The 23,365-nt window shown below is 67.5% G+C and carries 24 protein-coding genes and 1 pseudogene; 16 read left to right on the top strand and 9 right to left on the bottom strand.

Features of this window, described 5'->3' with window-relative positions; all coding sequences use genetic code 11:
• Positions 1-81 precede the first annotated feature (81 nt).
• From TVD_RS01060 to TVD_RS01025, 9 genes and pseudogenes are all read left to right on the top strand, one after another.
• Complete coding sequence (locus TVD_RS01060; RefSeq protein ID WP_047250579.1) at positions 82-1,170, top strand: class I SAM-dependent methyltransferase; 1,089 nt, start codon at positions 82-84, stop codon at positions 1,168-1,170.
• Positions 1,171-1,322: 152 nt separating this feature from the next.
• On the top strand, positions 1,323-1,463 hold the full coding sequence (locus TVD_RS14665) for a globin family protein (protein WP_167540806.1): 141 nt from the start codon (positions 1,323-1,325) through the stop codon (positions 1,461-1,463).
• 34 nt (positions 1,464-1,497) lie between these two features.
• Entirely contained in the window at positions 1,498-1,950 is a 453-nt protein-coding gene (locus tag TVD_RS01055; RefSeq protein ID WP_047250578.1) for a DUF302 domain-containing protein, read from the top strand.
• A 45-nt stretch (positions 1,951-1,995) separates the two neighbouring features.
• The gene (locus TVD_RS01050) at positions 1,996-2,610 is read left to right on the top strand and encodes a hypothetical protein (protein WP_047250577.1); all 615 of its coding nucleotides are present in this window, start codon (positions 1,996-1,998) and stop codon (positions 2,608-2,610) included.
• Positions 2,610-3,131, top strand: a complete 522-nt coding sequence (locus TVD_RS01045) for a TlpA family protein disulfide reductase (protein ID WP_019572074.1) — start codon at positions 2,610-2,612, stop codon at positions 3,129-3,131. Before TVD_RS01050 ends, TVD_RS01045 begins: the two co-directional genes overlap by 1 nt.
• Positions 3,132-3,257: 126 nt before the next feature.
• Complete coding sequence (locus tag TVD_RS01040) at positions 3,258-3,656, top strand: hypothetical protein (RefSeq protein WP_047250576.1); 399 nt, start codon at positions 3,258-3,260, stop codon at positions 3,654-3,656.
• Between the two features lie 45 nt (positions 3,657-3,701).
• Positions 3,702-3,875 (top strand): annotated as a pseudogene (locus TVD_RS15020) (UDP-2,3-diacylglucosamine diphosphatase); the annotation flags it as partial.
• A 49-nt stretch (positions 3,876-3,924) separates the two neighbouring features.
• Entirely contained in the window at positions 3,925-4,326 is a 402-nt protein-coding gene (locus TVD_RS01030; RefSeq protein ID WP_019563347.1) for a hypothetical protein, read from the top strand.
• Positions 4,327-4,543: 217 nt separating this feature from the next.
• The gene (locus TVD_RS01025) at positions 4,544-6,229 is read left to right on the top strand and encodes an alpha/beta hydrolase (RefSeq protein WP_019563386.1); all 1,686 of its coding nucleotides are present in this window, start codon (positions 4,544-4,546) and stop codon (positions 6,227-6,229) included.
• A 12-nt stretch (positions 6,230-6,241) separates the two neighbouring features.
• On the opposite strand, the gene TVD_RS01020 is transcribed toward TVD_RS01025, so the two are convergent.
• Entirely contained in the window at positions 6,242-6,658 is a 417-nt protein-coding gene (locus TVD_RS01020) for an ABZJ_00895 family protein (RefSeq protein ID WP_047250575.1), read from the bottom strand.
• Between the two features lie 94 nt (positions 6,659-6,752).
• On the bottom strand, positions 6,753-7,115 hold the full coding sequence (locus tag TVD_RS01015; RefSeq protein WP_018938283.1) for a hypothetical protein: 363 nt from the start codon (positions 7,113-7,115) through the stop codon (positions 6,753-6,755).
• A gap of 252 nt (positions 7,116-7,367) precedes the next feature.
• Between TVD_RS01015 and TVD_RS01010 the strand changes: the two genes are divergently transcribed.
• Entirely contained in the window at positions 7,368-8,015 is a 648-nt protein-coding gene (locus TVD_RS01010; RefSeq protein WP_047250574.1) for an outer membrane protein, read from the top strand.
• Positions 8,016-8,058: 43 nt separating this feature from the next.
• Here the strand turns inward: TVD_RS01010 and TVD_RS01005 are convergent, their stop codons facing one another.
• The 3 genes from TVD_RS01005 to TVD_RS00995 form a co-directional block, all read right to left on the bottom strand.
• A complete protein-coding gene (locus tag TVD_RS01005; RefSeq protein WP_047250573.1) occupies positions 8,059-11,238 on the bottom strand; it encodes an efflux RND transporter permease subunit in 3,180 nt (1,059 codons plus the stop codon).
• Between the two features lie 3 nt (positions 11,239-11,241).
• Positions 11,242-12,297, bottom strand: a complete 1,056-nt coding sequence (locus TVD_RS01000) for an efflux RND transporter periplasmic adaptor subunit (RefSeq protein WP_047250572.1) — start codon at positions 12,295-12,297, stop codon at positions 11,242-11,244.
• A 160-nt stretch (positions 12,298-12,457) separates the two neighbouring features.
• A complete protein-coding gene (locus TVD_RS00995) occupies positions 12,458-13,513 on the bottom strand; it encodes a penta-EF hand family protein (protein ID WP_019563391.1) in 1,056 nt (351 codons plus the stop codon).
• Positions 13,514-13,637: 124 nt separating this feature from the next.
• On the opposite strand from TVD_RS00995, the gene TVD_RS00990 reads away from it, so the two are divergent.
• Both TVD_RS00990 and TVD_RS00985 read left to right on the top strand, forming a co-directional pair.
• Positions 13,638-14,474: a M90 family metallopeptidase gene (locus TVD_RS00990; protein ID WP_047250571.1), complete on the top strand. Its 837-nt coding sequence runs from the start codon at positions 13,638-13,640 to the stop codon at positions 14,472-14,474.
• Positions 14,471-14,878, top strand: a complete 408-nt coding sequence (locus tag TVD_RS00985; RefSeq protein WP_018938289.1) for a flagellar basal body-associated FliL family protein — start codon at positions 14,471-14,473, stop codon at positions 14,876-14,878. The genes TVD_RS00990 and TVD_RS00985 overlap by 4 nt, the downstream gene beginning before the upstream one ends.
• Before the next feature lie 148 nt (positions 14,879-15,026).
• On the opposite strand, the gene TVD_RS00980 is transcribed toward TVD_RS00985, so the two are convergent.
• Entirely contained in the window at positions 15,027-15,323 is a 297-nt protein-coding gene (locus TVD_RS00980; RefSeq protein WP_018144712.1) for a hypothetical protein, read from the bottom strand.
• 86 nt (positions 15,324-15,409) lie between these two features.
• Positions 15,410-17,323, bottom strand: a complete 1,914-nt coding sequence (locus TVD_RS00975; RefSeq protein WP_047250570.1) for an ABC-F family ATP-binding cassette domain-containing protein — start codon at positions 17,321-17,323, stop codon at positions 15,410-15,412.
• A 265-nt stretch (positions 17,324-17,588) separates the two neighbouring features.
• Between TVD_RS00975 and TVD_RS00970 the strand changes: the two genes are divergently transcribed.
• Positions 17,589-18,512: a GGDEF domain-containing protein gene (locus tag TVD_RS00970; RefSeq protein WP_019563394.1), complete on the top strand. Its 924-nt coding sequence runs from the start codon at positions 17,589-17,591 to the stop codon at positions 18,510-18,512.
• 46 nt (positions 18,513-18,558) lie between these two features.
• Here the strand turns inward: TVD_RS00970 and TVD_RS00965 are convergent, their stop codons facing one another.
• Together TVD_RS00965 and TVD_RS00960 are read right to left on the bottom strand one after the other, a co-directional pair.
• A complete protein-coding gene (locus tag TVD_RS00965) occupies positions 18,559-19,497 on the bottom strand; it encodes a hydrogen peroxide-inducible genes activator (protein WP_047250569.1) in 939 nt (312 codons plus the stop codon).
• Positions 19,494-19,850, bottom strand: a complete 357-nt coding sequence (locus TVD_RS00960; protein ID WP_026289493.1) for a DUF3301 domain-containing protein — start codon at positions 19,848-19,850, stop codon at positions 19,494-19,496. The genes TVD_RS00965 and TVD_RS00960 overlap by 4 nt, the downstream gene beginning before the upstream one ends.
• A gap of 96 nt (positions 19,851-19,946) precedes the next feature.
• Here TVD_RS00960 and TVD_RS00955 point away from each other — a divergent pair, with 96 nt between their 5' ends.
• The 3 genes from TVD_RS00955 to TVD_RS00945 are packed head-to-tail and all read left to right on the top strand — an operon-like array spanning position 19,947 to position 23,295.
• Entirely contained in the window at positions 19,947-20,777 is an 831-nt protein-coding gene (locus TVD_RS00955) for an inositol monophosphatase family protein (protein ID WP_018176289.1), read from the top strand.
• A complete protein-coding gene (locus tag TVD_RS00950) occupies positions 20,774-22,177 on the top strand; it encodes an adenylate/guanylate cyclase domain-containing protein (RefSeq protein ID WP_019568459.1) in 1,404 nt (467 codons plus the stop codon). Before TVD_RS00955 ends, TVD_RS00950 begins: the two co-directional genes overlap by 4 nt.
• Positions 22,174-23,295 (top strand): tetratricopeptide repeat protein, encoded by a 1,122-nt coding sequence (locus TVD_RS00945; RefSeq protein WP_047250568.1) that lies wholly within the window; start codon positions 22,174-22,176, stop codon positions 23,293-23,295. The genes TVD_RS00950 and TVD_RS00945 overlap by 4 nt, the downstream gene beginning before the upstream one ends.
• The last annotated feature ends 70 nt before the right edge of the window (positions 23,296-23,365 follow it).

Raw genomic sequence — 23,365 nt, 5'->3', positions numbered from 1 at the left:
GACCGCCCGCAAGGGCTTCCCCGCCTAGGCTCGAAGTAACGCCGACACCCGGCCCGGCTTGTCCTGGCGGAGGTCCACTGCATGTCGTCAGCCCCGCAATGCCTGTCACCCCCATCTGCCGCCGAGGCCTTCGGCGAGCATCTGGTCAGCGTGCTCAACCACGGCGCGCTGTGCCTGACCCTGTCGATCGGGCACCGCACCGGGCTGTTCGACCACATGCGCGACCGGCCGCCTGCCACCTCCGGCGAGATCGCCGCAGCCGCGGGCCTGAACGAGCGCTACGTACGGGAATGGCTCGGGGCCATGGCCACCGGCGGCATCGTCAAGGTGGATGCGGATGGCCCACGGTTTGCCCTGCCCGCGGAACACGCCGCCTGCCTGACGCGCGCGGCAGCGGCCGACAACCTGGCCGTGTTTGCGCAGTACATCGGCCTGCTGGGTGGGGTGGAGGACACGATCGTTGCGAAATTCCGCACCGGCGGTGGCGTGGGGTACGAGCACTACACGCGCTTCCACGAGGTGATGGCCGAGGACAGCGGCCAGTCCGTACTGTCGTCACTGGAAAGCGACATCCTGCCCCTGGTTCCGGGCCTGACCGACCACCTCGAGCGCGGCATTCAGGTCCTGGATATCGGCTGCGGCAGCGGGCGCATCCTCAACCAGTTGGCCACGCTTTACCCGCACAGCCGGTTCACCGGCCTGGACCTGTCCACAGAGGCTATCGAGCGCGCCCGCGCCGAGACACGCGCCACCGGGCTGGGGAACGTCGAATTCATCCAGGCCGACGCGGCCGAACTGGATCGGCATGTCGCCGCGCAACAGTTCGCGCTGATCACCACCTTCGATGCCATCCACGACCAGGCCGACCCGCTGGGCGTACTGACGGGCATTCACCGCGCGCTCGAGTCCGAAGGCATCTACCTGATGCAGGACATCCGCGGCTCCGGGCAGATTCATGGCGATCTCGAGCATCCGCTCGGACCTTTTCTCTACACCATCTCCTGCATGCACTGCATGCCGGTATCGCTCGCCCGGGGCGGACCCGGCCTGGGCGCGATGTGGGGCGATCCCAGGGCACGTGACTACCTGGAGCGTGCCGGCTTTCACGACATCCGGGTCCACCAGCTGGTCCACGACCCTCAGAACAACTGGTACGTGGCCACCCGTTAACGACGGCGCGAGGAGGACTCATCCATGACCGCAGCCAATCCCTACGAACGCCTGGGCAGCAAGGCAGCATCTTCGGCGAGTCGAACACGGATGCATCTGCAACGGCACCGGCGGCCTGCAGGGACCGCGACAGGCTGACCATCCATCGCGGCATGAACATCCGCGAGGAGGCGTTCGCCGCCGTGGTCGACAACCTCGCCGAGACCCTGGACGGACTCGGGATTGGCCAGCGCGAAAAGGAAGCGCTGCCGATGATCTCCGAGTCACTGAAACCGGAGATCGTTCGCGTCTGACGCGCCTTCACCCACCCACCTGGAGGACACGATCATGAAAACACGCACACCCATCGCCGCCTTCACGCTGGCCACTGCACTGGCGCTGTCCGCCCCGCTGGCAGCCACCGAGCCAGACGACCACTTCATCATCCGCGACTGCGAACAGTCGCGCGCGGACCTGGCGGGGGCGATTCGCGAATACGCCGAAAACGAGGAGGACTGGATCTTTCTGGCCGAGTTCGACCTGGCGGGCGGTGACATCACCGCGCTCAAGGTCTGCTACCTGCCGCTGGGACCGGACATCCTGGATGCCGGGCTGCATGTCGGGGCGATGATGCCCTGCGGCCACATCGGCCTGTACGAGGAGGACGGGGGCACGAAACTGTCCATGCTCCACCCGAAGTTCATGACGACGCTGCAGCCGCACCCGAGCCTTGAACGTGCCGTGGAAAACGCCGAGCCCGCCTTCGAGGCGCTGCTGGATCATGTCCTCGGTGGGTCGTAGGGACGCCGCGCCAGGCCACCCCGTCGGTTTGCCACGAGGCGCCCAATGCCCGGCCCAGGGTTGACGGTCGTCGCATGGACGCTTCTGGCTCTGGCGGGGCTGGCCCTTCCGGGCGGCACCGGGACGGCGGAGGAGATGCAGGTGCATACCGACCCCGACAGTGGGCTGATGACCTGGCACTGGCAGGGCGAGGGGCTTTCGCTGGACCTCGCACAGCGGCTCCCGGACCAGACCCGCGCGTTCTTCCTGGGCCGCGGGTTCGACACCGAGGATGCGACGTTCATCGCCGGCCACTGCGTGTTTCAGGGCGTCCTGCGCAATACCGACCGCAGCGCATCGGCCACCGTGGACCTCCGCCAATGGCGCAGCCAAACGCCAAACGGGGCCGCGCGACCGCTCCCCAACCGCGACTGGCAGGACGAGTGGGCGAGCCGGGAGGTTCCGGAGGTAGCCCGCATCGCCTTTCGCTGGGCCTTGTTCCCTGGCGAACACCGGTTCCAGCCCGGCGACTGGCTGATGGGCATGATCGTCTTCAAGCATCCGCCCAGCACGACATTTGATCTGACCGTGCACTGGCGGCAGCAGACGACCCCGCGGCAGTCCACCCTGCCCGATCTGCGCTGCGCCGGGGAACCGGAACGGGACGAGGCCGAACCATGATGAACCGGCGCCGCTTCCTGACTGCAATCCCCGGGGGCCTGCTCGGCCTTTCGCTGCGGCCCGTGTGGGCGGAAGCCACGCACCTGACCGCGCTGGAGCCACGCCCCAAGGGCCCGCCCCTGGCACTGGAGGACATCGATGGGCAGCACCATCGACTGGAGGACTATCGCGGACGTGTGGTGGTGGTGAACTTCTGGGCCACCTGGTGCCCACCCTGTCGCGACGAGCTGCCGTCGTTGCAACGACTCTGGGAGCAGTTGCGCGACGCGGGCCTGGTAGTGCTGGGCGTGAACGTGGGCGAAGACGCCGATCGCATCTTCTTCTTTACCGCCGACTACCCGGTCGATTTCCCTCTGCTGCTGGACCAGGATTCCGCCACCATCGACCGCTGGCCGGTTCGCGGCATCCCCACCACGTTCATCATCGATCCCGAGGGCCGCATCGCCTACCGCGCCATCGGCGCCCGCGACTTCGATCATCCACGCCTCCTCGAGCGCCTGCGCGCGCTCGGGCTCGACTGACAGCCCGCTGCAGCGCCCATGGCGCTTTCTGCGGGGCGGCGGCCTTCCCGGATATCGCGGCCGCCCGGTATCCCGATGCCGGCCGATCTTGTAGATTAGCAATCCCTAATAATCAAGGGATGAGACGTGGAGTCGTCCGGAGAACACCGCACCTGGGAGGACCGGGTCGTGGATGCGCTACGCGCGCCCGCGAGCTGGCTGTTCGTGCTGGGGCTCGTGCTCGGTGCCGCCGCCGTGCACTGGGGCGTCGAGCGCCCACCGGCCGAGGGGGCGTTGATGGTCACGGTGCACAATGACAGCGACGTGCTGATCCAGGCGATCCACTTCGACTTCGGCCACGACCTGTCGGAATCGAGCATCCGCGAGGGCCAGCTCCGGCCCGGGGAACACCGGCGGGTGGCGCTGAACCATGTCCCCGCAGCCGGCTTCAACATGGAAATCCGCTACGCCGACGGGCAGGTACAGGAGTTTTGCGCCAACCGCGGCGTGGAAGGCTGGGAACAGGAAGTCCGGGTCTACCGCTAAGGAGACACCTCCCCGGCCAGGTGTTCAGGTGCCGGCCCGCGCCGGGGCGACATCGGCGAATGCAAAGACTGGGTCGAGCACTGCACCGCATTGGTGGAGGACCGCGCCGGCAACCTCAGCCTGCTGCACTGGTCCGATCATGGCACTGTGCAACACGCGAAGACGGGCACCCCCGCGGTCAATACACTCGATCTTGATTCGCTCCTGGCCAAACGATAGGCGGGCACCTGTCACCCGGCTGTCATGGCCCTGTAGTACCGTGGCCACAATGAACGAATCGCGATCGCGTCACTGGGCGGGAGCCGGCGCCGACCTGCTCCTGCTGCTGCAATCCGTCGAGAACCACGAGCAGGCCCGGCGCCTGACGCGTGTGGCCGGCTGGGTGCTGGTGTTCGCCGGGGTTGTGGTGGTGATGCTGGGTGTCCTGGTGCAGCACACGCCCACCATGCTCGAGGGCACGCTGGTCGCCCTGCTGGCACTGGTGGGCGGCTGGCTGCGCAGCCGGGTCGCCGCCACACTGCTGATGCTGCTGATGGCACTGGGGCTCGCCACCGGCCTCGCGGTGGGCGCGGCAACCGGCGGACTCCTGCTGCAAGTCGCGTTGTTCGGTGTCGCCCTGCGCATGGTCGAGGGCAGCTTTCGCTTTCGCAAGTCCGTCACAATCCAATAGGCCGTATTACGAGGCAGCGAAGCACGAGGGGTCGAAGCACGTTAAGAGGCATTGGTGGCGCCGGACAGCGATTGCTTCGTCGCTGCGCTCCTCGCAATGACGGGGACACAACAAAACGCGATATCGGCGGGCCGCCCGCGGGCGCGGAAACTTGAACCCAGCCGGCGGGGCGGACAGGATGAGCGCCTCCATACCCCGCCAAGGAAGCGCGAACGCGATGTCCGTCGTCGGCCGCCTGCAAACCCGCCTGCGAGCCTTCATCTGGCCGGCCTGGGCCACCCGCATCCTCGGGACGCTGTCGATCCCGGGGCTGATCCTGGCCACGCTGTTCTTTGCCGCCTCGCTGACCCCCAGCCTGATCCCGCGTACCGACGACGTCCAGGGCATCCTGTCCGGGGTGTCGCTGGCGGCCGGCTACGGCCTGGGCGTGTTCTTCCACTGGCTGTGGTCGTACCTGGAACTGCCGGAGCTCGGCGAGCGCACCCACAACACCCTGGTCGTGATCGCCGGCGGCGGGGCCGTGCTGATCGTGCTGATCTTCCTGTGGCAAGCCACCGAGTGGCAGAACAGCATCCGCGCGCTCATGGAACAGGAGCCGGTGGACGGTGGATTCCCCATACGCCTGGGGCTGATCGCAGCGGCGGTGTTCATCGCCACGCTTGCGGTGGCACGGCTGTTCCAGTTGCTGGTGCGCTTCCTCGCGCGGCACCTGCGCCGCTTCATCCCGCGCCGGCTGTCCAACGTAATTGGCGTGCTGGTGGCGGCCGGGGTGTTCTGGGCGGTGATCGATGGGGTCATCCTGGAATACAGCCTGCGCGCCGCCGATCGCAGCTTCCAGCAGTTCGACGTACGCGAACACCCCGGGGCGGAGCAACCGGGCGCGACCTTCCGCACCGGCAGCCCTGCCTCGCTGATCAGCTGGGACGAGGGCCTGGGCCGCCAGGGCCAGCGCTTCATCGACCAGGCCCCGGACGCCGCCGCGATTAGCGACTTCACCGGTGACGGAGCGCTGGACCCGATCCGCGTGTATGTGGGGCTGAACGCCGCCGAGACCATCGAGGAACGCGCGCGACTGGCCCTGCAGGAGATGCTGCGGGTCAATGCCTTCGACCGTTCGGTGCTGGTGCTGGCCACGCCCACCGGACGCGGCTGGGTGGACAATCGTGCGATCCAGCCGGTCGAGTACCTGCACGGTGGCGATGTGTCCACCGTGGCCGTGCAGTACTCCTACCTGCCGAGCTGGTTGTCGCTGATGGCGGAATCGCAATACGGTCACGAGACTGCCCAGGCGGTGTTCGCGGAGATCTACGGCTACTGGAAACAGCTACCGCCGGACGCCCGCCCGGACCTGTACCTCTATGGCCTGAGCCTCGGGGCGCTGAACTCCGAGCGGGCGGCAGACCTGTACGACGTAATCGGCGACCCGTTCTCCGGCGCGCTGTGGGCCGGCCCTCCGTTTCGCAGCGAGACCTGGCGCGACATCAAACGCCAGCGCCAGCCGGACTCGCCGGCCTGGCTACCACGGTTTCGCGACAGCTCGGTGGTGCGCTTCACCAATCAGGGAAACCACCTGGATATCCCCGGCGCCGAATGGGGCCCGATGCGCATCGTCTACCTGCAGTACGCCAGCGACCCGGTCACCTTCTTCGAGCCCCAGGCGCTGTACCGCCAGCCAGAATGGATGCAGGCACCGCGCGGCCCGGACGTCTCTCCGGACCTGACCTGGTACCCGGTCATCACCATGCTGCAACTGGCGGTGGACGTAGCGATCGGCGATGCCGCCCCGCGCGGCTACGGCCACGTCTACGCCACCGAGCACTACATCGATGCCTGGCAGGCAGTGACCAACGCAGACCGGTCCGCGGACGAGATCGAGTGGCTCAAACGCCACCTGGCCGACTGACCGACAGGGTGCCTACCCCGCGCTTTCCCCGGCGACCAGGCCTCGCTTGCGCAGGTTGCGGCCCGTGAAGTTAACCATTGCCACCACGGTCCCGGCATACAACAACGCGACGCCCCCCACGATCCCGAGCATCACGGCGTCCAGTGCAATCCCCTCGGCCCACATCACCAGCAGGGTGAGCGGAATCTGTGTACCGAGGAGCACCGCGATCATGGCGGCGATCACGCGCCACTTCTCGGCGCGCGACAGATAGCGCCCATTCCTGCGCCCGAAGGACTCGCAGGGCCACACCACCGCCAGCGCCAGAATGCCCATCCCGATCGCCGTACCGGCTTGATCCAGGTCGAAATAGGCGCCCGCTACCATGGCAGCGATCGACAGCGCGCAATAAAGCAGTACAAACCGAAACAGCAGACCCTTGATGGACATCGTCTCCCCTCCCTGGGATATCTGAAAGCCGCACCACCCTGTGCGGCCTGGATGCATGTCGGAGTGCCCCGACATGCGCAATCATGACATGCGGCTACTGCTCGGTGAACTTGGCACCTTCGAGGATCACCGGATAGCTGTAACCAGCCCCGAAGTCGCGATCCAGGATCAGCGTTCCGGTCACCAAGACGCGGTCGCCCACCTCGGGCAACTCGGTGGAGGTGACGGTGATGTAGTCACCCTCGCTGCCGGTACCGTCGACGAAGTGGATGAAATTGCGCCCCATGATGTCCTCGTTCACCCGGCCCACAATGCCTTCGAGCCGGACCTCTTCCCCATCCAGCTCGGCCGGGGCCTGATTCAGTTCCTCCACCGTATGCATCGGTTCGGCGCTCGCCACGCCCCACCCGAGCAACCCCACCAATAGTCCCGCCAGAATTCCCGCTTGTCCGCGCATTGCTCGACTCCTGTTCTTTTTACTTTCTTGTGTGCGTGCGGGAGGCGCTGATCAGCGCCTCCCTGGGTGAACCGCCCCGGGATCGCAGGAACCCATGCCATAAATGGATGCGTGGGGGACACATGCGCCCGGCGGCTCGATCCGCCCCATTCTGGCACACAAGGACCGGCGCCCTGTCTGACCGCCTGTGCCAGAATGCGCCCGGACGGGGCACCCGTTCACTTCCGCAACCACACCGCAAAGGAAACCACCATGTCCAGCCCGTATCGCCTCGCCACCGCCGTGACCGGCGCCTGCATCCTCCTGGGCTCGGCCGGGGCAGTTCAGGCAAGCCCGTTCCACGGTTCCTACATCGGCGGCCAGCTCGGCTGGGTCGGTTATGACATCGACTACCGCGACCCCACCAGCGATGGTCGCATCTCCGGGCTCAGCGCCTCCGGCTTCACCGGGGGTGTCATGACGGGCTGGGGTACCGTCCTGGACAACGGCCTGTACCTGGGCTTGGAACTGGATGCGCAGAACGAGGACGCCGACCTGACGGTCACCATTGACGAGGAGGAACTGGGGGTGGATAGCAAGTACAGCTACGGCATCACCGGCCGGCTCGGCACCACGGTAAACGACAACGTCCTGTTCTACGGCCTGGCCGGCTACCAGCGCTCGCGCCTGGACTACCGCCTTACCGATACAGAAGAGGACATATCCATTCGCTTCAAGGACAGTATCAACGGTGCCCGGCTCGGTGTAGGCGTCGAATACCAGATGGACAACCGCCTGTTCATGCGTGCCGAGTACTCGTACACGCTCTTCGAAAGCGAGCGCTATCACATCGAGGGCGAAACCCTGCACTTCGATCCCGACGCCTCGCGCTTCATGGTCGGTCTCGGCTACCGCTTCTAGCATCCAGACAAGGCCCGCGAGCCACTCGGTAGCGGGCCTTTGTTCAGGCTGTGCGGGCAGCGGTGTCCCGCATGCCTCCGGTCAGGCGCCGCTTCACCCTCTCCGCGGCCCGGTTCACCACCAGGTACAGGCAGGGCACCACCAGTAGCGTCAGAATCATCCCGGCGATCAGACCACCCACCACCGTCAGCGCCAACGGGCGCATGATCTCCGCCCCCTCGCCGAGGCCGATGGCCAGCGGCAACATGCCCAGCACCGTCGTCAGCGTGGTCATCAGGATCGGGCGCAGGCGCAATGCCCCGGCCTCCACGACCGCCCGCGCCGGGCTCAGGCCACGGAGTCGACGGCCCTGCTCGATGTACTCCACCAGCAGGATCGCGTTGTTCACCACCACCCCGATCAACAGGATCGCCCCGATCATCACCGGGGCGGAGACCGGTGTGCCGGTCGCCCACAGGATCGCGACCACCCCGATCAGCGACAACGGCGCGGCCGCCACGATCACCAGCGGATTCGCCAGGCGCTCGTACTGCACCGCCAGCACCACCAGCACCAGGAAGATCGCGAGCGCCACCACTGTGGCCATCTCGCGCTGGGTCTCCTGGATGGTCTCCCACTCGCCACCGATCAGCAGGCTATAGTGCTCGGGCACATCCACCTCGGCCAGGCGCTGCTCGACCTCGGCCATCACCGAGCCGACATCGTTCACCTCGGTGTTGATGTCGCCGTTCACGCGCACCACCCGGCTCTGGTTCTCGCGCTCGATATGCGCGGGCCCCTCGCCGATCTCGAACTCGGCCACGTCCGCCAGGCGCACGGGATCCCCGTTGTCGCGGAACAGGATCATCCGCCCCAGGGTGGCCGTATCCTGCACATCCTCGCGCGGCAGGCGCACGCGCAGGTCGTACTCGCGATCGTCACGGACGTACTGCGTGGGCACTGATCCCTCCACCGCGTCGCGGATCGCCTGCCCCACCTGGCCCACCTGCAAACCCAGCGCAGCTGCCCGCTCGCGATCCACATGGACGCGCAGAATCGGGCTCTGGTCCTCGCGCCCGACCTCGACGCCCTCCAGGCCCCGGATGCCTTCGAGGCGCCCGGCGATCTCGCGGGCAATGCCGCGCATCTCGGTCAGATCCGCCCCGACCACCGCAATCGAGAGGTCATCCCCGGTGATACTGAACTGCAGCCCCTGGATACTCGGCGGTCGCACGGTAATCCGTGCCCCGGGGAGTTCCAGCGCATCCATTGCCTCCTGCGCCTCGGCCACCCACTGTCCCGCGCTCATCTCGCGCTGTCCGGCCGGGGTCAACTGGACGGTGATATTGGAGGTGCCCGGGCGCTCGTTGACCACGCCGCCACCGAGGTGCCCGCCGACCATCGCGAACACGCTCTCCACATGCGGCAGATCTTCCAGCGCGGCCTCGATATCGCGTGCGGCGGCATCGGTCTCGTGCGGCGGGGTTCCCGGCGGCAGGACCATGCGCACGCTGACCTGACCATCGTCCACCTGCGGCAGGAACTCGTTACCAAGCTCCCCGCCGACCTGCACCGCACCGGCCAGCAACACGACGGCCGCCCCCAGCACCGCCCAGCGCAGGCGCAGCACCTTCGGCAACAGGCGTCGATAGCGCCGGCGCAACCCCTGGACACCACGATCGAACCCGCGCAGCAGCCAGGTCCGGTCCAGCCCGCTCTCCCAGCGGATACGTGTCAGCAGGGCCGCGAGCATCGGCACCAGGGTGATGGCCGCGGCCAGGGTCGCGATGATCGCAAACGAAAGCGTCAGGATCAGCTCGCGGAAGATCAGCGCCCCGATCCCGGTGATCAGCAGGAACGGGAGCACCGCGGCCAGATTGGTCAGGGTACCCGCGATGACCGCCGAGACCACCTCGCCGGCCCCGTCATGGGCCGCCTGCTCCGGCGACTTTCCGAGCTTGTCGCGATGGCGGACGATGTTCTCCAGCATCACGATGGCGTTGTCGAGCAACAGCCCCACCCCCAGTGCAAGCCCGCCGAGGCTGATGATGTTCAGGGTGAGCCCGCCCAGGCCCATCATGGCGAAGGTCGCCATCAACGCGATCGGGATCGACAACCCGATAATGAAGCTCTTGCGCAGGCTGCCGAGAAACAGGAACACCGCCAGCATCGCCAGCACGCCGCCCAGGATCGCGGCGGTACCCACCGAACTGACCGCGCCACGAATGAACGGCGCGGAGTCGCTGACGACCTCCCACTGGATGTCCTCGGGGATGAACCCCGAGCGCTCGAGTCGTTCGAGCGTGGCGCGCACCGAGTCCACCGACTCGACTGTGTTGGCGTCCGGCAGCTTGAACACGGACACGCGCGCGGCCGGCGTGCCGTCCAGGCGGATGAACAGGCGCTGCTCGCGGTGGCCATCGCGCACCTCGGCCAGCTCGCCGAGGCGCACATGCGCGGACTGCGGCCCCGGCAGCGGGATCAGCACATTGCGCACGTCCGCCTCGGAGGTAAACAACCCCTCGGTCTTGGCCATCACGTCAAAGGTATCGGAGGTCACCCAGCCCCCGGCCACCTCGCGGTTCTCGTCCTCCAGCGTCGCGCTGATCGCCGCCAGCGAAAGGCCATAGCCGCGCACCCGCTCCTGGTCGAGGATCACCTCCAGCTCGCGCTCCTGCCCACCGGAGGCCTCCACCGAGGAGATGCCGTGGATCGCGATCAACTGCGGCGCCAGCTGGTGTTCCACCCAGTCGCGCACCGCGGTCTCGGTGCGCACGGTGGAGGAAAACCCCGCCTCCCAGATCGGGTCCTGCGAGGGGTCGTACTTGTACAGGCGCAGGGATTCGAAATCGTCCGGCAGCTGGGTGCGCGCCAGCTCCAGGTGGCGTGCTGCGTCCTGCAACGCCAGATCCAGGTTGGTGCCGTACTCGAACAACAGATTGACGTTGGTACGCCCCTCGGAGGCACGGCTGTAGATGCGGGTGAGGTTCTCGGTGGCCGCGAGGTTGCGTTCCAGCACGCGGGTCACCTGTTCCTCCATCACCTCCGGCGAGGTGCCGGGATGGTTCACGGTCACGCGGATATGCGGATACTCGACGTGCGGCAGCAGGTCCACCGGCAGACGATCGACAAAGAACATGCCGAGCACGATCACCACCGAGGCCAGCGCCATGATCGCCACCGGTCGGCGGATGGAGAAGCTGGTCACCCGCCCGCGCGGACGGTCCTCCGGCTCGGCGGCCATCTTCTAGCCCCGCCAGCCGACGATGCGCACGCGCTGGCCCTCGCGCATGTCGATCGGGTTGGTGGCCAGCACAATCTCGCCTTCCTCCAGGCCGTCCGTGATCTCGGTCCATGGGCCTCGGGTCACGCCGGTCTCGACCGTGCGTCGCTCCAGCTGCTCGTCCACCACCACGTAGACATAGCGTTGGTCGCCGTCCTCGCCGATGGCGGCGGCCGGGACCGCCAGCACATCCGGGCGTTCGTCGACCGTCATGCGGATGCGCCCGAGATTGCCGGGACGCACGCCGTTGTCGGCCGCCTCGGCCGGTAGGGCGATTTCGACCGTCACCTGCTGGGAGTCCGGCGAGGCCGCCGGAAAGATGCGGCGGATCTTCGCGACGTAATCGGCATCCGGAAACGCGTCCAGCTGAATGGGCACATCCTGGCCCACCACCAGATCGCGCACGTCCAGCTCGGACACCCCGGGGCGCAGGACCAGCGTAGTGGTATCGACCAGTTCCAGAAGCGTATCGCGCGCGGCGACCGCCTCGCCGGGCTCGACCATGCGCTCGGTGATCACGCCGTCACGGCTGGCGGCGAGCGTCCCGTAATCGACCCGAGCCTGCCACAACGACCGCTCGCTCTCGGCCGAGCGCAACGCGGCACGTGCCCGTTCGTAGCTGGCTCGGCTGGCAATCCCCTCGTCACGCAACTCGGCACTGCGCGCGTACTCGAGCCGGGCCTCCTCGACATGCGCCTCGGCCCGCGCCAGCTCCGCGCGCTCCTCGGCCACGTCCAGTTCGACCAGGGTCTCGCCCTGCTCCACGCGATCGCCTTCCTCGACATGCACCGCCTCGACCACACCATCGGTGCGCGCCGCCAGGCGTACCCACGCCCGCGGCTCGACCCGCGCAGACACCATCAGCTCGCGCGACAGATCCCGCGGCTGAAGCTCCACCGCCGCGATCGGCGTCGCGGCCTCGGCGGCCGGCTCGTCACCCGCCTGCGAGGGCTCGCCCCCGCAGCCTCCCAGCCCCAGGGCAAGCACCACCAGCAACAGACCACCCAGCCAGCGCGGCAATGGCACAGCTCGCGGGGAGCGCGGCAGAAAAGGCCGGGCCGACCGCCGCCGAAGGAACAGGGTATCGAGTCGCATGCGCCGGATCGCTCGTGGGGAGTGGACGAAAGCACAGGGTAGCCGCTATGTACCCCTCGACGCAGGAATGGCCCTGCGGGTTCCGTCAGGCGCTCAGGTCGATCTGCTGCACACTGCCGCTGCGGCCATCCTCGCCCACCCAGACGCCGGTCGACTGCACCTGCCCCAGAAGGCTGTTGTCGCCGCCGCGACGGAGATCAAAAGGCGTGCTGACATGCCCGAGGTAGATCGCCCCGACGCCCACCTCGCCCAGCGCCAGCAACTGATCGCGGCCCTGGGCGTCGCGGGTCCACACGCGCAGGCGGTCGTAAACCGGATCCGCCGCATCAATCCAGCCATTGCCGTCATGATCGAACCGTCGCAGTTCGGCGAAGCCATCACCGGTCAGCGGGCCAAAGAGCTCGGAGCCGTCATCCACCTGGCCGCTGCCAGACCGGTCGATCGCGAGAAAACCACTGCCGGGTTGCAGAAAGGCCACCTGTTGCGGCGAACCGTCGGCGTCCAGGTCGAATTCGAAGCGGGTGTCCGTAAGAGCGGCCGCCGGGGCGTCGAAATTGATCACCAGCGGATCGTGCAGCTCCGCATCCATGCCACCCTGCAGACGGCTATGCTCGATGAACTCGCGGCTCATGGTCAGCGCAATATCCAGGTCGATGGTCTTGCCGTCGGCCGTGTGCACGCGCCCCTGAGCCTGGAACGATGTCCTCTCGACCTCGACCCGGGTCTGCTCCACGGACCAGGCGACACTGAGCCCTGCCGCCGGACGAGGGGGGCGCGCCACGGGTCGCTCGAGGGGTTCCGGCGGGGTGTCGGCCGGCTTGAGGTCGGCGGGATCGATCACCCGGATCTCGCGCCCGGTAAAGCGCTCCAGGATCAGTCGCAGGAGCTCGGTACGCAGCTGGTCCACCGAGGTCAACTCGCTGTCCGCCGGGGCTACCCCCACGAACGGGGCGCGTGCGGCCACGCCGGGGGCGGAATTCTGCAAGGCACGCGCTGCCGGGGCCGGATTCGCGGGCGGCTCCGGCACCTGTCGGGGACGCACCGCACTTCCCTCGACCACGGTCATGCGAGCCTCGCGCCGCGTCGCCTCCAACGCAAAACGCTGGCTCGATAACTGCATGGAATAATCGGCAATCTGCATGATGCCCCCGTCAATTTTCCCGGTTGCAGGGCATAACGGCCGCGGAGCGGCAATCATTAGCCGCCCCGTGGCAATCGCCTGCCGCAGGCGGACGCATGCCAGCCAAACGTGCGACGATTGACGGATGGATTCGACGCCGAATTTTCCCTTGCGCGGCCTGTTCCGGCGCATCCTCGGGCCCTTTGCCGGCCTGGAACCCGAGGCCGTGCAACTGGACAACGACGAGTGGGAGGCCCTGCGTCGACGGGTCCCCTTCATCGCCCGCCTCACACCGGAAGAGCGCTCCCGGCTGCGCGAACTGGTCGGCCAGATCCTGGCGCAAAAGGAATTCATCGGCATCGCCGCGGAACCGGAACCCTGGCAGTGCCAGGTGATCGCTGCCTACGCCGCGCTGCCGGTGCTGGAACTGGGCCTCGAACCGTACCGCGACTGGCGCACGCTGATCCTGTATCCCGACACCTTCGTGCCCGAACACGAGTGGGTGGACGAGGCTGGCGTCGTCCACCAGGGGGCGATACCCCAGTCCGGCGAGGCCTGGGAACGCGGCCCGGTCATCCTGTCGTGGAACGATGTCGAGCGCGACGGCGCTGTGGTCGTGCACGAGATGACCCACGTACTGGACGCCGGCAACGGCGAGGTGAACGGGTTCCCGCCACTACGCCGCGGGCAGTCGGCCGGTGCCTGGACGGAGGATTTCTCGCGGGCCTTCGAGGCTTTCGTTGAGGCCGTGGAGTCCGGCGAGATCGACGAAGCGGAGCTGCCGCTGGACCCCTATGCGGCCACCGCCCCGGAGGAGTTCCTGGCCGTCGCGACAGAGTCCTTTTTCTTCGAGCCAGCGCGCCTGCGCGAGGCCATGCCCGAAATCTATGAACATCTGGTGGCATACTTTGATCAGGAGCCCCATCGACGCGGCGACCTGATCGCCTCCAGCACGCAACCCGCCCCGGAGCACACACCATGATCCGCAGCCCCTTTCGTTCCCTGCACCTTGCTCTTCTGGGGATTGTCCTGATGCTGACCGCACCCCTCGCGCTCGCCGTGGACGACCTGGACAGCCATTACGTGACCCTGGAGCCGGTGGTGGTGAACATGGCGTCCTCCGACCGCGGACGCTACCTGCAGGCCTCCATCCAGCTGGAAGGCAACGATCTGGAAGACGCCCGCGCGATCCGCGAGCACATTCCCGCAGTGCGCGACCGACTGATCCGCATCCTTGGCGGGCGCAGTCCGGACAGCCTGACCGGCGGTGGCGCGCGCGAGGATCTGCGCAACGAGGCCACGGAGGAGCTGAACGAGTTGCTCGAGGAGATTACCGGAGCCCCCCGGATCGCAGCCCTCTACTTCTCGGATTTCATCCGCCAGTAACGCTCGCTCTCCAGCGAACCGCTCACCGGCAAGGAAAAGCCCCCGGCAGCACAGGCTACCGGGGGCCGATGCTCCCGCCAGTACATGACGGGATCGAGCCCCGCTGGGGGCTCACTCCATAATCGATCATCGCTCCTTGATGGAACGATCAGTGCGGCCGATGCAGCAGCGGCATCTCGCCACGCTCCATCATGTGCCGGATCAATGCAGCCCGACCGGGCTCTTCCTGCTCCAGCTCGTCGGCGCACTGCGAAGGCTCGTGCGCGGCCTCCGATAGCATGACCTCCAGCTCGCGCAGGTCGACCTTGGGTTCCTGCAGGTCTTCCGGCTTCGGGTTCTCCAGCATGTTGGTTTTCCAGAACATGCGCGGGTGCCAGCAATGCAGTTTCGCATCCGGGTTGTGAAAGAGCTCGACACAGCGACGATTCAGTTCCTGTGCATTCATGGGGATCACTCCTCGCTCCAATGCATTCACCCTTACGTATAGACCCCGCAATACCCGAGTTCAAGGGTTGGTCTTTGAAGAGGGCCTCACTCCGCAGTCTCACCCTGGGCGGATTCCAGCGCCTCCAGCGCCTCCATCCACTCGGCCTCCGCCGTCTCCAGCCGACTGCGCAAATCGCCCTGTTCGCGGGTCAATTGGGCCAGACGATCCGACGCCTCATCGGCGTACAGCGCCGGATCGGTCAGCTCGGTCTCCAGCGCATCCAGTCGTTCCTGAACACGGACACATTCCTGCTCGGCTCGGTCCGCACTCTTTTTCAGTGGCTTGAGTGCGGCACGCGCCTGCGCCGCCTGCTGCCGCCGTTCCTTCTGTGACAGTGCCGGACCACTCGGGGACGTCGTGGCGGGCGTTCCAGGGTCTTTCGCGGCGACACTTTCCCGCTCGCGGGCCTTGAGCTCGCGGGCGTAGTCATCCAGGTCCCCCTCGAAGTCGCTCAGGTGGCCGCCTTCCACCTTCCAGAAACGGTCGCAGACGCGAGCCAGCAGTTCACGGTCATGCGCCACCACCACCAGGCCACCGGCATAGTTCTCCAGCGCCTCGGCCAGCGCCTCGCGCATGTCCAGATCCAGGTGGTTGGTGGGTTCATCCAGCAGCAGTAACGAGGGCGCCTGCCAGATCAGCAGCGCCAGTACCAGGCGCACCCGCTCCCCGCCGGAACACTGACCCACCGGAGCGTCCGCTTTCTCGCCGGGAAAACCCATGCCACCGAGAAAGTTGCGCAGGCGCTGCTCCTCGGCGCGCGGGTCCTGACGTTGCAGGTGCACCAGGGGCGAGGCCTTCAGGTCCAGCTGCTCGCTCTGGTGCTGGGCAAAATAGCCGACCTTCAGGTTCGGCTCCACGCGGCGCTCGCCCGCGGTCGGGGCCAGCTCGCCGGCCAGCAGCGTCAAGAGTGTCGATTTCCCGGCACCGTTCGGGCCCAGCACGCCGATCCGGTCCTCGGGGCGCAGACGTAAAGTCGTCGGATGCAGGCGGACACGATCCCCGGATCGGACCTCGGCATGATCCAGCGCCAGCAGGGGGTCGGGCAGACGCTCCGGGGTCGGAATCTCCAGGTGAATCGGCCGGGCCGCTCGGATCACCGCAACCTCGTCGAGCTTCTCCAGACGTTTCAGTCGGCTCTGGGCCTGGCGGGCCTTGCTCGCCTTGGCACGGAAGCGGCGCACAAAGTCCTCCAGGTGGGCGCGCTCGGCCGCCACCTTTGCGGCCGACGCCTCGCTCTGGGCCATGGCCTCGGCGCGCTTGGCCTCGGCGTGGGTGTAGCTGCCGGCGTATAGCGCGATACCACCGCGCTCGATGTGCGCGATATGGGTGCAGACCGAATCAAGAAACCGACGGTCATGCGCAATCACGATCACCGTCCCCGGATAACGCGCCAGCCAGTCCTCCAGCCACAGGATGGTCTCGACATCCAGGTGGTTGGTGGGCTCGTCCAGCAACAAGAGATCCGAGCGCGTCATCAGCGTGCGCGCCAGGCCCAGGCGCATGCGCCAGCCGCCGGAGAAATCGCTCATGGGCCGATCCGCATCCGCCGCAGCGAATCCGAGGCCTGCCAGCAGTCGGCGCGCACGGGCATCGGCCGTCCAGCCGTCAATCGCCTCCAGCGCCCCAAACAGGCGGGCCTGCTCGGCGCCATCGGACACCTGCTCCAGGCGCTGCTGCAGGTCGCGCAGTTCGGTATCCCCATCCAGCACGTAGTCCACGGCCGAGCGCTCGCTCCCCGGGACCTCCTGTGGAAGGTGCGCCACCACCCATTCCGCGGGCTGGTCGATTTCGCCGGCATCCAGGCTCAATTCGCCCTGCAAAGCCGCCAGCAGGCTGGATTTTCCGGACCCGTTGGCGCCGGTCAGGCCGACGCGCCAGCCCGCATGCACGGTGAGGCTGGCGTGCTGCAGCAGGATCTGGCGGCCGCGACGCAGCTCGATATCTTGTATTCGAATCATGCGGCGCAGTGTAGGGCAAGCGCGCGCCCGGCTCATGTAGGCCGGCCGTTCCTCGGGAAACGCCGCCCCGGCGCAGGGTGTCAGAATCCTGCCACCCCTTGCCGCCTGCAGCGGTGAGGACCTGCCGGGGGCGGCGAAAAATCGCCGATTTTCCGTCAAGGGCTCCGTTATCCGTGACACAAGTCTCTGTTTTCACTAAATATACGATAAGTGGCATGGATCTGGCTTTACTCTCGATCCAACGATCGATGCAAGCGAGACGGCCATGAACCGCGATGGGAACGCCCACAACCTGCGACTGGTATCCGCCAAGGGCAAGACGACTGGCGATGCCGGGACGCCCTTTGATGCCCTTGCCTTCGTGCAGGCCCTGTCCTCCAGCCTCGAGCTCGGGACCGTCCTCGCCCGCCTGCAGGAACACCTGCACGCCCAGGTCCACCACAGCGGCTGGTTCTTCATCCTGCAGGAGAGTGACGAGACCTGGTCCGGCGGCGACGAGGATCGCCATCGCATCGAGTACGGCATGAGCTTCAACAACGAGACCATGGGCTCGCTGATCCTGATGCGCGGACGCCGCTTCAGCGACGACGAACAGCAGTTGATCGAGGCTTTGCTGGGGCTGGCCGCCCCGGCACTGGCCAACGCCCTGCGTTTCCAGCGCCTGAACGAAAGTCTGGAGACCGATGAACTGACCGGTCTCGGCAACCGCCGCGCCTTCGAGAAACAGGGCGCCCAGTGGCTGGCCGACTGCCGCCGCCAGGATCGCCCAATGTCGGTGCTGGCGATCGATCTCGATCACTTCAAGCAGATCAACGATGAATACGGCCACAGCGTGGGCGACGACATCCTGCGCCTGGTGGCGCAGACCCTGCGCAGCACCACCCGCGAATCCGACCTGTGTGTGCGCATGGGCGGCGAGGAGTTCCTGGCGGTGCTGCCCGGCGCGGATCTCAGCCGTGCCATGGAATGCGGCGAGCGCATCCGCCTGGCTATTGCCGCCCTGCGCGCCTGCGCCAAGGCCACCGACAAGTCCGCGCTGGAGAGCGACGGCGCGGTCAAGGTGACCGCGAGCGTTGGCGTGGCCGGCGTCGGGCGCGGCGCCACCCTGCAGTCCGCCTACCAGGCGGCGGACGAGGCCCTGTATGCGGCCAAGCAGGCCGGGCGCAATCGCGTCCTTGCCGGCAACTGAGCCGCGGCAGCCCATCCCGCGCGAATCCGCATTGCCTTGAAGCCGCCTACCCCGCGCCGGGCTGGATAAAATCGACGCAGGTCAGCGGGGTCGAGAGCACCGCGCGCCGCAGCGCCTCGATGGCCTCCGGACGCGGGAAGCTGGCGCGCCATGCCAGGGCCACACGGCGGCTGGGCGCCGGATCCTGAAACCGCCGGACGGCCAGCAGTCGCTGGGCATAACGATCCGCCCCCACCGCTGTGCACGGGAGGATCGTTACCCCCATCCCCGAGGCCACCATGTGGCGGATTGTCTCCAGCGACGACCCCTCCAGATTGCGCGGCGTACTGCCATCCGCAGTTACCGTACGCTGACAGTCCGGGCAGCGCTCCAGCACCTGGTCGCGAAAACAGTGTCCGGCGCCCAGCATCAGCAGGGTCGCATCGGCCATGTCCTCCAGGCGCAGGGGTTCCTTGTCCTTCAGCGGGTGCGCCGCCGGCAGCACGGCCATGAACGGTTCGTCGTACAAGGGAAGCGTGACCACGCCCGGCTCCTCGAACGGCAACGAAATGAGGATCGCGTCGAGCTCACCCTGCTTGAGCCGCTCGCGCAACCGCCCGGTGTAGTTCTCATCGATCACCAGCGGCATGTTCGGCGCGCGCTCGTGCAGCGCGGGGATCAGCTCCGGCAGCAGGTACGGACCGATGGTGTAGATCGCACCCAGGCGCAGCGGGCCGGAGAGTTGATCCTGACTCTGCACGGCAACCGAGCGCAGCTGTTCGACCTCGGCCAGCACGCGCCGCGCCTGCGCGATAATCTGCTCACCTGCCGGCGTCACGTTGACCTCGCCGCGGCCGCGCTCGAACAGGGTCACGCCCAGTTCTTCCTCGAACTTGCGCACCGCCACCGACAGCGATGGCTGACTGACGTGGCTGGCCGCGGCCGCCCGTCCAAAGTGACGGGCATCGGCGACGGCGACCACATACCGCAGCTCGCTCAGGGTCACCGGGGCGCCCCTCCGCTGTTGTCATCGCTGTCCAGCCCCTGAAACTCGCGGCCGCCGTCCGGCCAGTCCAGGGTCACGCGCTTCAACTGTCGGCCTTCCAGCGAGATCTCGCCGGGATGTCGCCCCGCCCCATCGGCGGAAAACTCGAAGCGGTAGCGGCGTTGCAGGGCCAGGCCGCGGTCGCCCCAGACCAGGCGCTGGCCGGTACGCACGACGGTGGCATCGAGCAACTGCACCCCTGCCCGCTCGCAGGCCTGCCGCCCCACCCGACGGGCACGCTCGTTGGCACGCCAGGTGTCATTAACGTAAAACCCTATCAAGGCAATGGATATGATTATGATCAAGCCGGTCATGGACCGGTATGATAAGCGCAATCGAACCCGAGTTTTTCCGGGCATGCCCGGCCGTCTCCGGTTCGTTTACCTTGCCACCAGCGTTTCCGGGTCTGCATGACTACCACTGCCATCCCCTTCTCCGATCTCGCGCAGGGCCTGCGCGAGATCGGGCAGCAAGAACTGCTGCCCCGCTTCGAGGCCGATATCGCCGTTGATTACAAGGCAGACGGCAGCGTAATCACCGAGGCCGACCACGCGGTGGATGCGCGTGTACGCACCCTGCTGGGCGCATACGGACAGGACACGCCGGTACTGAGCGAGGAACAGGCACGCGGCGAACAGGCACGCGTACTGGAGACCGCCCCCGCCTTCTGGCTGGTGGACCCGCTGGACGGCACCTCCAATTTCGCCGGTGGCATGCCCTTCTTCGCCATCTCCATCGCCCGCATCGAGGGTGACCGGGTCACCCATGGCGCGACCTACGATCCGGTACGCGAAGAACTCTTTACCGCCACCGAAGACAGCGCGCTGGAGCTCAACGGGGTCACCCCGCCGGCGACCACTCGCCCTCCCGTCACGGAGCTGGGCCGCGCCATCGCCCTGGTGGACTACAAGCGCCTGGATGCCCCCCTGGCGGGTGAACTGGCCTGCAACGCGCCGTTTCGCTCGCAACGCAACCTCGGCGCCTGCGCCCTGGAGTGGGCCTGGCTGGCCGCCGGCCGCGCCGATCTGTACCTGCACGGTGGCCAGGCCCCATGGGACAGCGCGGCCGGTGGGCTGATGCTCGCCCGCGCCGGCGGTGCCATGTGCAACCTCGCGGGCGAGCCCGTATTCGGACGATCGCTGACCAAGCGCTCCGCGGTGGCGGCGCGCTCCGACACCCTGCTCGCCGACTGGCGGGCGTGGCTGGCCCCTTGGCTTGCCGCCCCGGAGACCCCCTCGTGATCCGCCGCCGCAAGTCCGGCGGTGGCGCACGCCTGGGCGTCGGCAGCGCCGACTTCACCCCACGCTACCTGCCGATCGCATGGAAGATCGTCGCGGCGATCGCCGGGCTGACACTGGCCGGGATCGTGACCCTGTCGGCTGTGGTGCTGAACCAGGTCAGCAACGTGCTGGACAACCAGATTCGCGCCCAGGCCGAGAGCACCGTGGCGCCGGTCGCGCGGACCTCGGCGGAACTGATGCTGGCCGAGGACTACCTGACCCTGGAGACCCTGCTGAACTCACTGGTGGAGGAGGGGCGCGTCGAGTCCATCGCCGCCTACGCGATCGACCGCGGTCAGGTTGCCCGCGCCGGGACACCGCCGGAGCAATCCCTCACCGACGGGGTGTGGCCATTGGCACCGACGATGGAACCCTACCGACGCAACGTGCGCTTTCAGGACGTACAGGTGGGCTACATCGAGGCCTACATCGACACCTCGCCAATGCAGGAGCTAATCCGCAACACCCTGAACGCCGGGATCGCCACGGCCGTCGGGGTGTTTCTGCTGAGCCTGATCCTGGCAATCGACATCAGCAAGCGCCTGGTGCGCCCACTGGAACGCCTGGCCGAGAGCATGCGTTCGCGCGCCCGCCCCATGGATGACCAGGGCAACACGCTGCCGATGGTGCGCCAGGACGAGATCGCCCAGCTGACCGACGCCTTCAACGATATGGCGCGCGACCTGCTGCGCAAGGACCAGGTCGAGGCCGCCCTGCGCCGCTACGTGTCGGACGCCATCGCCCAGGACATCCTGGAGAATCTGGACCGGGTGGAGCTGGGCGGACGCGCACTGGAGGGATCGGTACTGTTTGCCGACATCCAGGGCTACACCGCGCTTTCGGAGCGCTGCAGCCCGGAGGCCCTGGGCCGCATGCTCAACGAATTCTTCGGTCCGATGTCGGAATGCATTGCCCGTCACGGCGGCACGGTGGACAAGTACATGGGCGACTGTACCATGGCGGTGTTCGGCCTCGGGGCGGATGCCGGGAACCATCGCCTGACCGCTGTGCAGACCGGCCTGGCCCTGCTGGACACCGTCGCCTCGATCAACGCCGAGCGTGAACGCCGCGGCGATACCCGGGTGGAGTTCCGTATCGGCCTGAATGCCGGCGAGATGCTGGCCGGCAACATGGGGGCCGAAGACCGCATGCAGTTCACCGTGGTCGGCGACACCGTCAACCTCGCAGCCCGCCTGGTCACAGTCGCGCCCCCCGGCGGGCTGGTCACGACTGCCGCATTCATGGAGCACGAGCAGGTGAAGGGACAGTTCCGCACCGAAGACTGGGGCACCCACGAGCTGCACGGGGTCAGCGAAGCCGTGCCCACCACCCGGGTACTGAACGCTACGGATCGCACATGACTGCAGCCCGCGGCCTGCTCCCGCTCGCGAGTATCCTGCTGGCCCTTCTGCTGGTCCAGGGCTGCGCCGCTCTGGACCCCTTCGCCCCGCCCGAGCAGCGCATCGAACGCGCCCTGGAGACGGGTAACTACCAGCATGCCCTCGAGCTGATCGACGAGAACGACCCGGAACCGCGAGCCCGATGGGCCGAGCGCCGGGCAGCCATCGAGGACGAGGCCGCGACCGCCGCGGCCGAGGCGATGCACGAGGCGCGCGCCGCCTCGGCCGAAGGCGCGGTCGCTCAGGCCCTGGAGATCCTCGAGACGGCCGAGGCACAACTGCCGCCGGACAGCGAACGTCGGGAATTCATCAGCCAACTGGAACGCCAGCGACAGGTTGGATTGCAGACCCTGCAGCAGCGCCACGACATCCTCGAGGCGCGCGCCCTGGTCCAGCGGCTGCGCCTGCTCGAGGTGATGCGTCCGTTGGTGCGCCACAGCGAACGGCTGCCGGACGATCCCGACCGCCTTGCCAATCGTCGCGAGCCTCTGGCGCGGGCGCTGGATGGCTACGCCGCCGGCACCGATGGCGAGGAACGCCTGGAGCTACTGCACCTGGCCCAGGGCCTGGCCTCCGACTCCGAACGCGCAGAACGCATCGCGCGCCTGGAGCGGGAACTGCGCCAGGCCGAAGCCCCCGAGATCGAGGAAGAGGTCCCGCGTTCCACCATCAATGCACGCCTGCGTCAGGCCCTGGAGGCGGGCGAATTGTCCACGGCGGCGCGCTGGTGCCGCAACGAGATCACCCCCGACACCGACGCCTCCGGCCCGGACCAGGCCGCCCAGCGAGCCCATCGCGCGCTGTGCGAGGAATGGCGCGAGCGCCGAGACGCGCGCGCCGAGACGCTGCTGGAGGAGGGCCGCAGCCATTACTCCGCCGGTGACATCGAAGAGGCCCTGAGACACTGGGAAGAGGGGCTCGAACTGGCGCCCGACCATGCCGGACTCCTCTCGGCCCACGAGCGTGCGCTGCGCGTGGTCGAACGCCTGGAGAGCCTGCGCGTGCCGGAACCGCTCCCCGAAGCGGAGGCAGACAGCCCGCCCGACGACGTCCCACAGGCCGAGCCCGATGCTCCGTAGCGCGCGATCCGGCGGCCGGCGCTGCGGGCCGCGCGTATTCGCCGTAGAATACGGCCCGCCCACCGGAGCA

The sequence above is a fragment of the Thioalkalivibrio versutus genome (genome assembly GCF_001020955.1).
GTDB lineage: Bacteria > Pseudomonadota > Gammaproteobacteria > Ectothiorhodospirales > Ectothiorhodospiraceae > Thioalkalivibrio > Thioalkalivibrio versutus.
Note: the sequence above shows the minus strand (reverse complement) of the source record. Positions and strands in the feature narration are given on the sequence as shown.

What these genes read in the sequence shown, in the direction of transcription:
- TVD_RS01010 (WP_047250574.1), top strand. Translation starts at nt 7,368, where the DNA reads ATGTCCAGCCCGTATCGCCTCGCCACCGCCGTGACCGGCGCCTGCATC.
- TVD_RS01060 (WP_047250579.1), top strand. Translation starts at nt 82, where the DNA reads ATGTCGTCAGCCCCGCAATGCCTGTCACCCCCATCTGCCGCCGAGGCC.
- TVD_RS00970 (WP_019563394.1), top strand. Translation starts at nt 17,589, where the DNA reads ATGAACCGCGATGGGAACGCCCACAACCTGCGACTGGTATCCGCCAAG.
- TVD_RS00990 (WP_047250571.1), top strand. Translation starts at nt 13,638, where the DNA reads ATGGATTCGACGCCGAATTTTCCCTTGCGCGGCCTGTTCCGGCGCATC.
- TVD_RS01020 (WP_047250575.1), bottom strand. Translation starts at nt 6,658, where the DNA reads ATGTCCATCAAGGGTCTGCTGTTTCGGTTTGTACTGCTTTATTGCGCG.
- TVD_RS01005 (WP_047250573.1), bottom strand. Translation starts at nt 11,238, where the DNA reads ATGGCCGCCGAGCCGGAGGACCGTCCGCGCGGGCGGGTGACCAGCTTC.
- TVD_RS01055 (WP_047250578.1), top strand. Translation starts at nt 1,498, where the DNA reads ATGAAAACACGCACACCCATCGCCGCCTTCACGCTGGCCACTGCACTG.
- TVD_RS01025 (WP_019563386.1), top strand. Translation starts at nt 4,544, where the DNA reads ATGTCCGTCGTCGGCCGCCTGCAAACCCGCCTGCGAGCCTTCATCTGG.
- TVD_RS00985 (WP_018938289.1), top strand. Translation starts at nt 14,471, where the DNA reads ATGATCCGCAGCCCCTTTCGTTCCCTGCACCTTGCTCTTCTGGGGATT.
- TVD_RS00975 (WP_047250570.1), bottom strand. Translation starts at nt 17,323, where the DNA reads ATGATTCGAATACAAGATATCGAGCTGCGTCGCGGCCGCCAGATCCTG.
- TVD_RS01030 (WP_019563347.1), top strand. Translation starts at nt 3,925, where the DNA reads ATGAACGAATCGCGATCGCGTCACTGGGCGGGAGCCGGCGCCGACCTG.
- TVD_RS01045 (WP_019572074.1), top strand. Translation starts at nt 2,610, where the DNA reads ATGAACCGGCGCCGCTTCCTGACTGCAATCCCCGGGGGCCTGCTCGGC.
- TVD_RS14665 (WP_167540806.1), top strand. Translation starts at nt 1,323, where the DNA reads ATGAACATCCGCGAGGAGGCGTTCGCCGCCGTGGTCGACAACCTCGCC.
- TVD_RS00960 (WP_026289493.1), bottom strand. Translation starts at nt 19,850, where the DNA reads ATGACCGGCTTGATCATAATCATATCCATTGCCTTGATAGGGTTTTAC.
- TVD_RS00955 (WP_018176289.1), top strand. Translation starts at nt 19,947, where the DNA reads ATGACTACCACTGCCATCCCCTTCTCCGATCTCGCGCAGGGCCTGCGC.
- TVD_RS00995 (WP_019563391.1), bottom strand. Translation starts at nt 13,513, where the DNA reads ATGCAGATTGCCGATTATTCCATGCAGTTATCGAGCCAGCGTTTTGCG.
- TVD_RS00980 (WP_018144712.1), bottom strand. Translation starts at nt 15,323, where the DNA reads ATGAATGCACAGGAACTGAATCGTCGCTGTGTCGAGCTCTTTCACAAC.
- TVD_RS01015 (WP_018938283.1), bottom strand. Translation starts at nt 7,115, where the DNA reads ATGCGCGGACAAGCGGGAATTCTGGCGGGACTATTGGTGGGGTTGCTC.
- TVD_RS01050 (WP_047250577.1), top strand. Translation starts at nt 1,996, where the DNA reads ATGCCCGGCCCAGGGTTGACGGTCGTCGCATGGACGCTTCTGGCTCTG.
- TVD_RS00945 (WP_047250568.1), top strand. Translation starts at nt 22,174, where the DNA reads ATGACTGCAGCCCGCGGCCTGCTCCCGCTCGCGAGTATCCTGCTGGCC.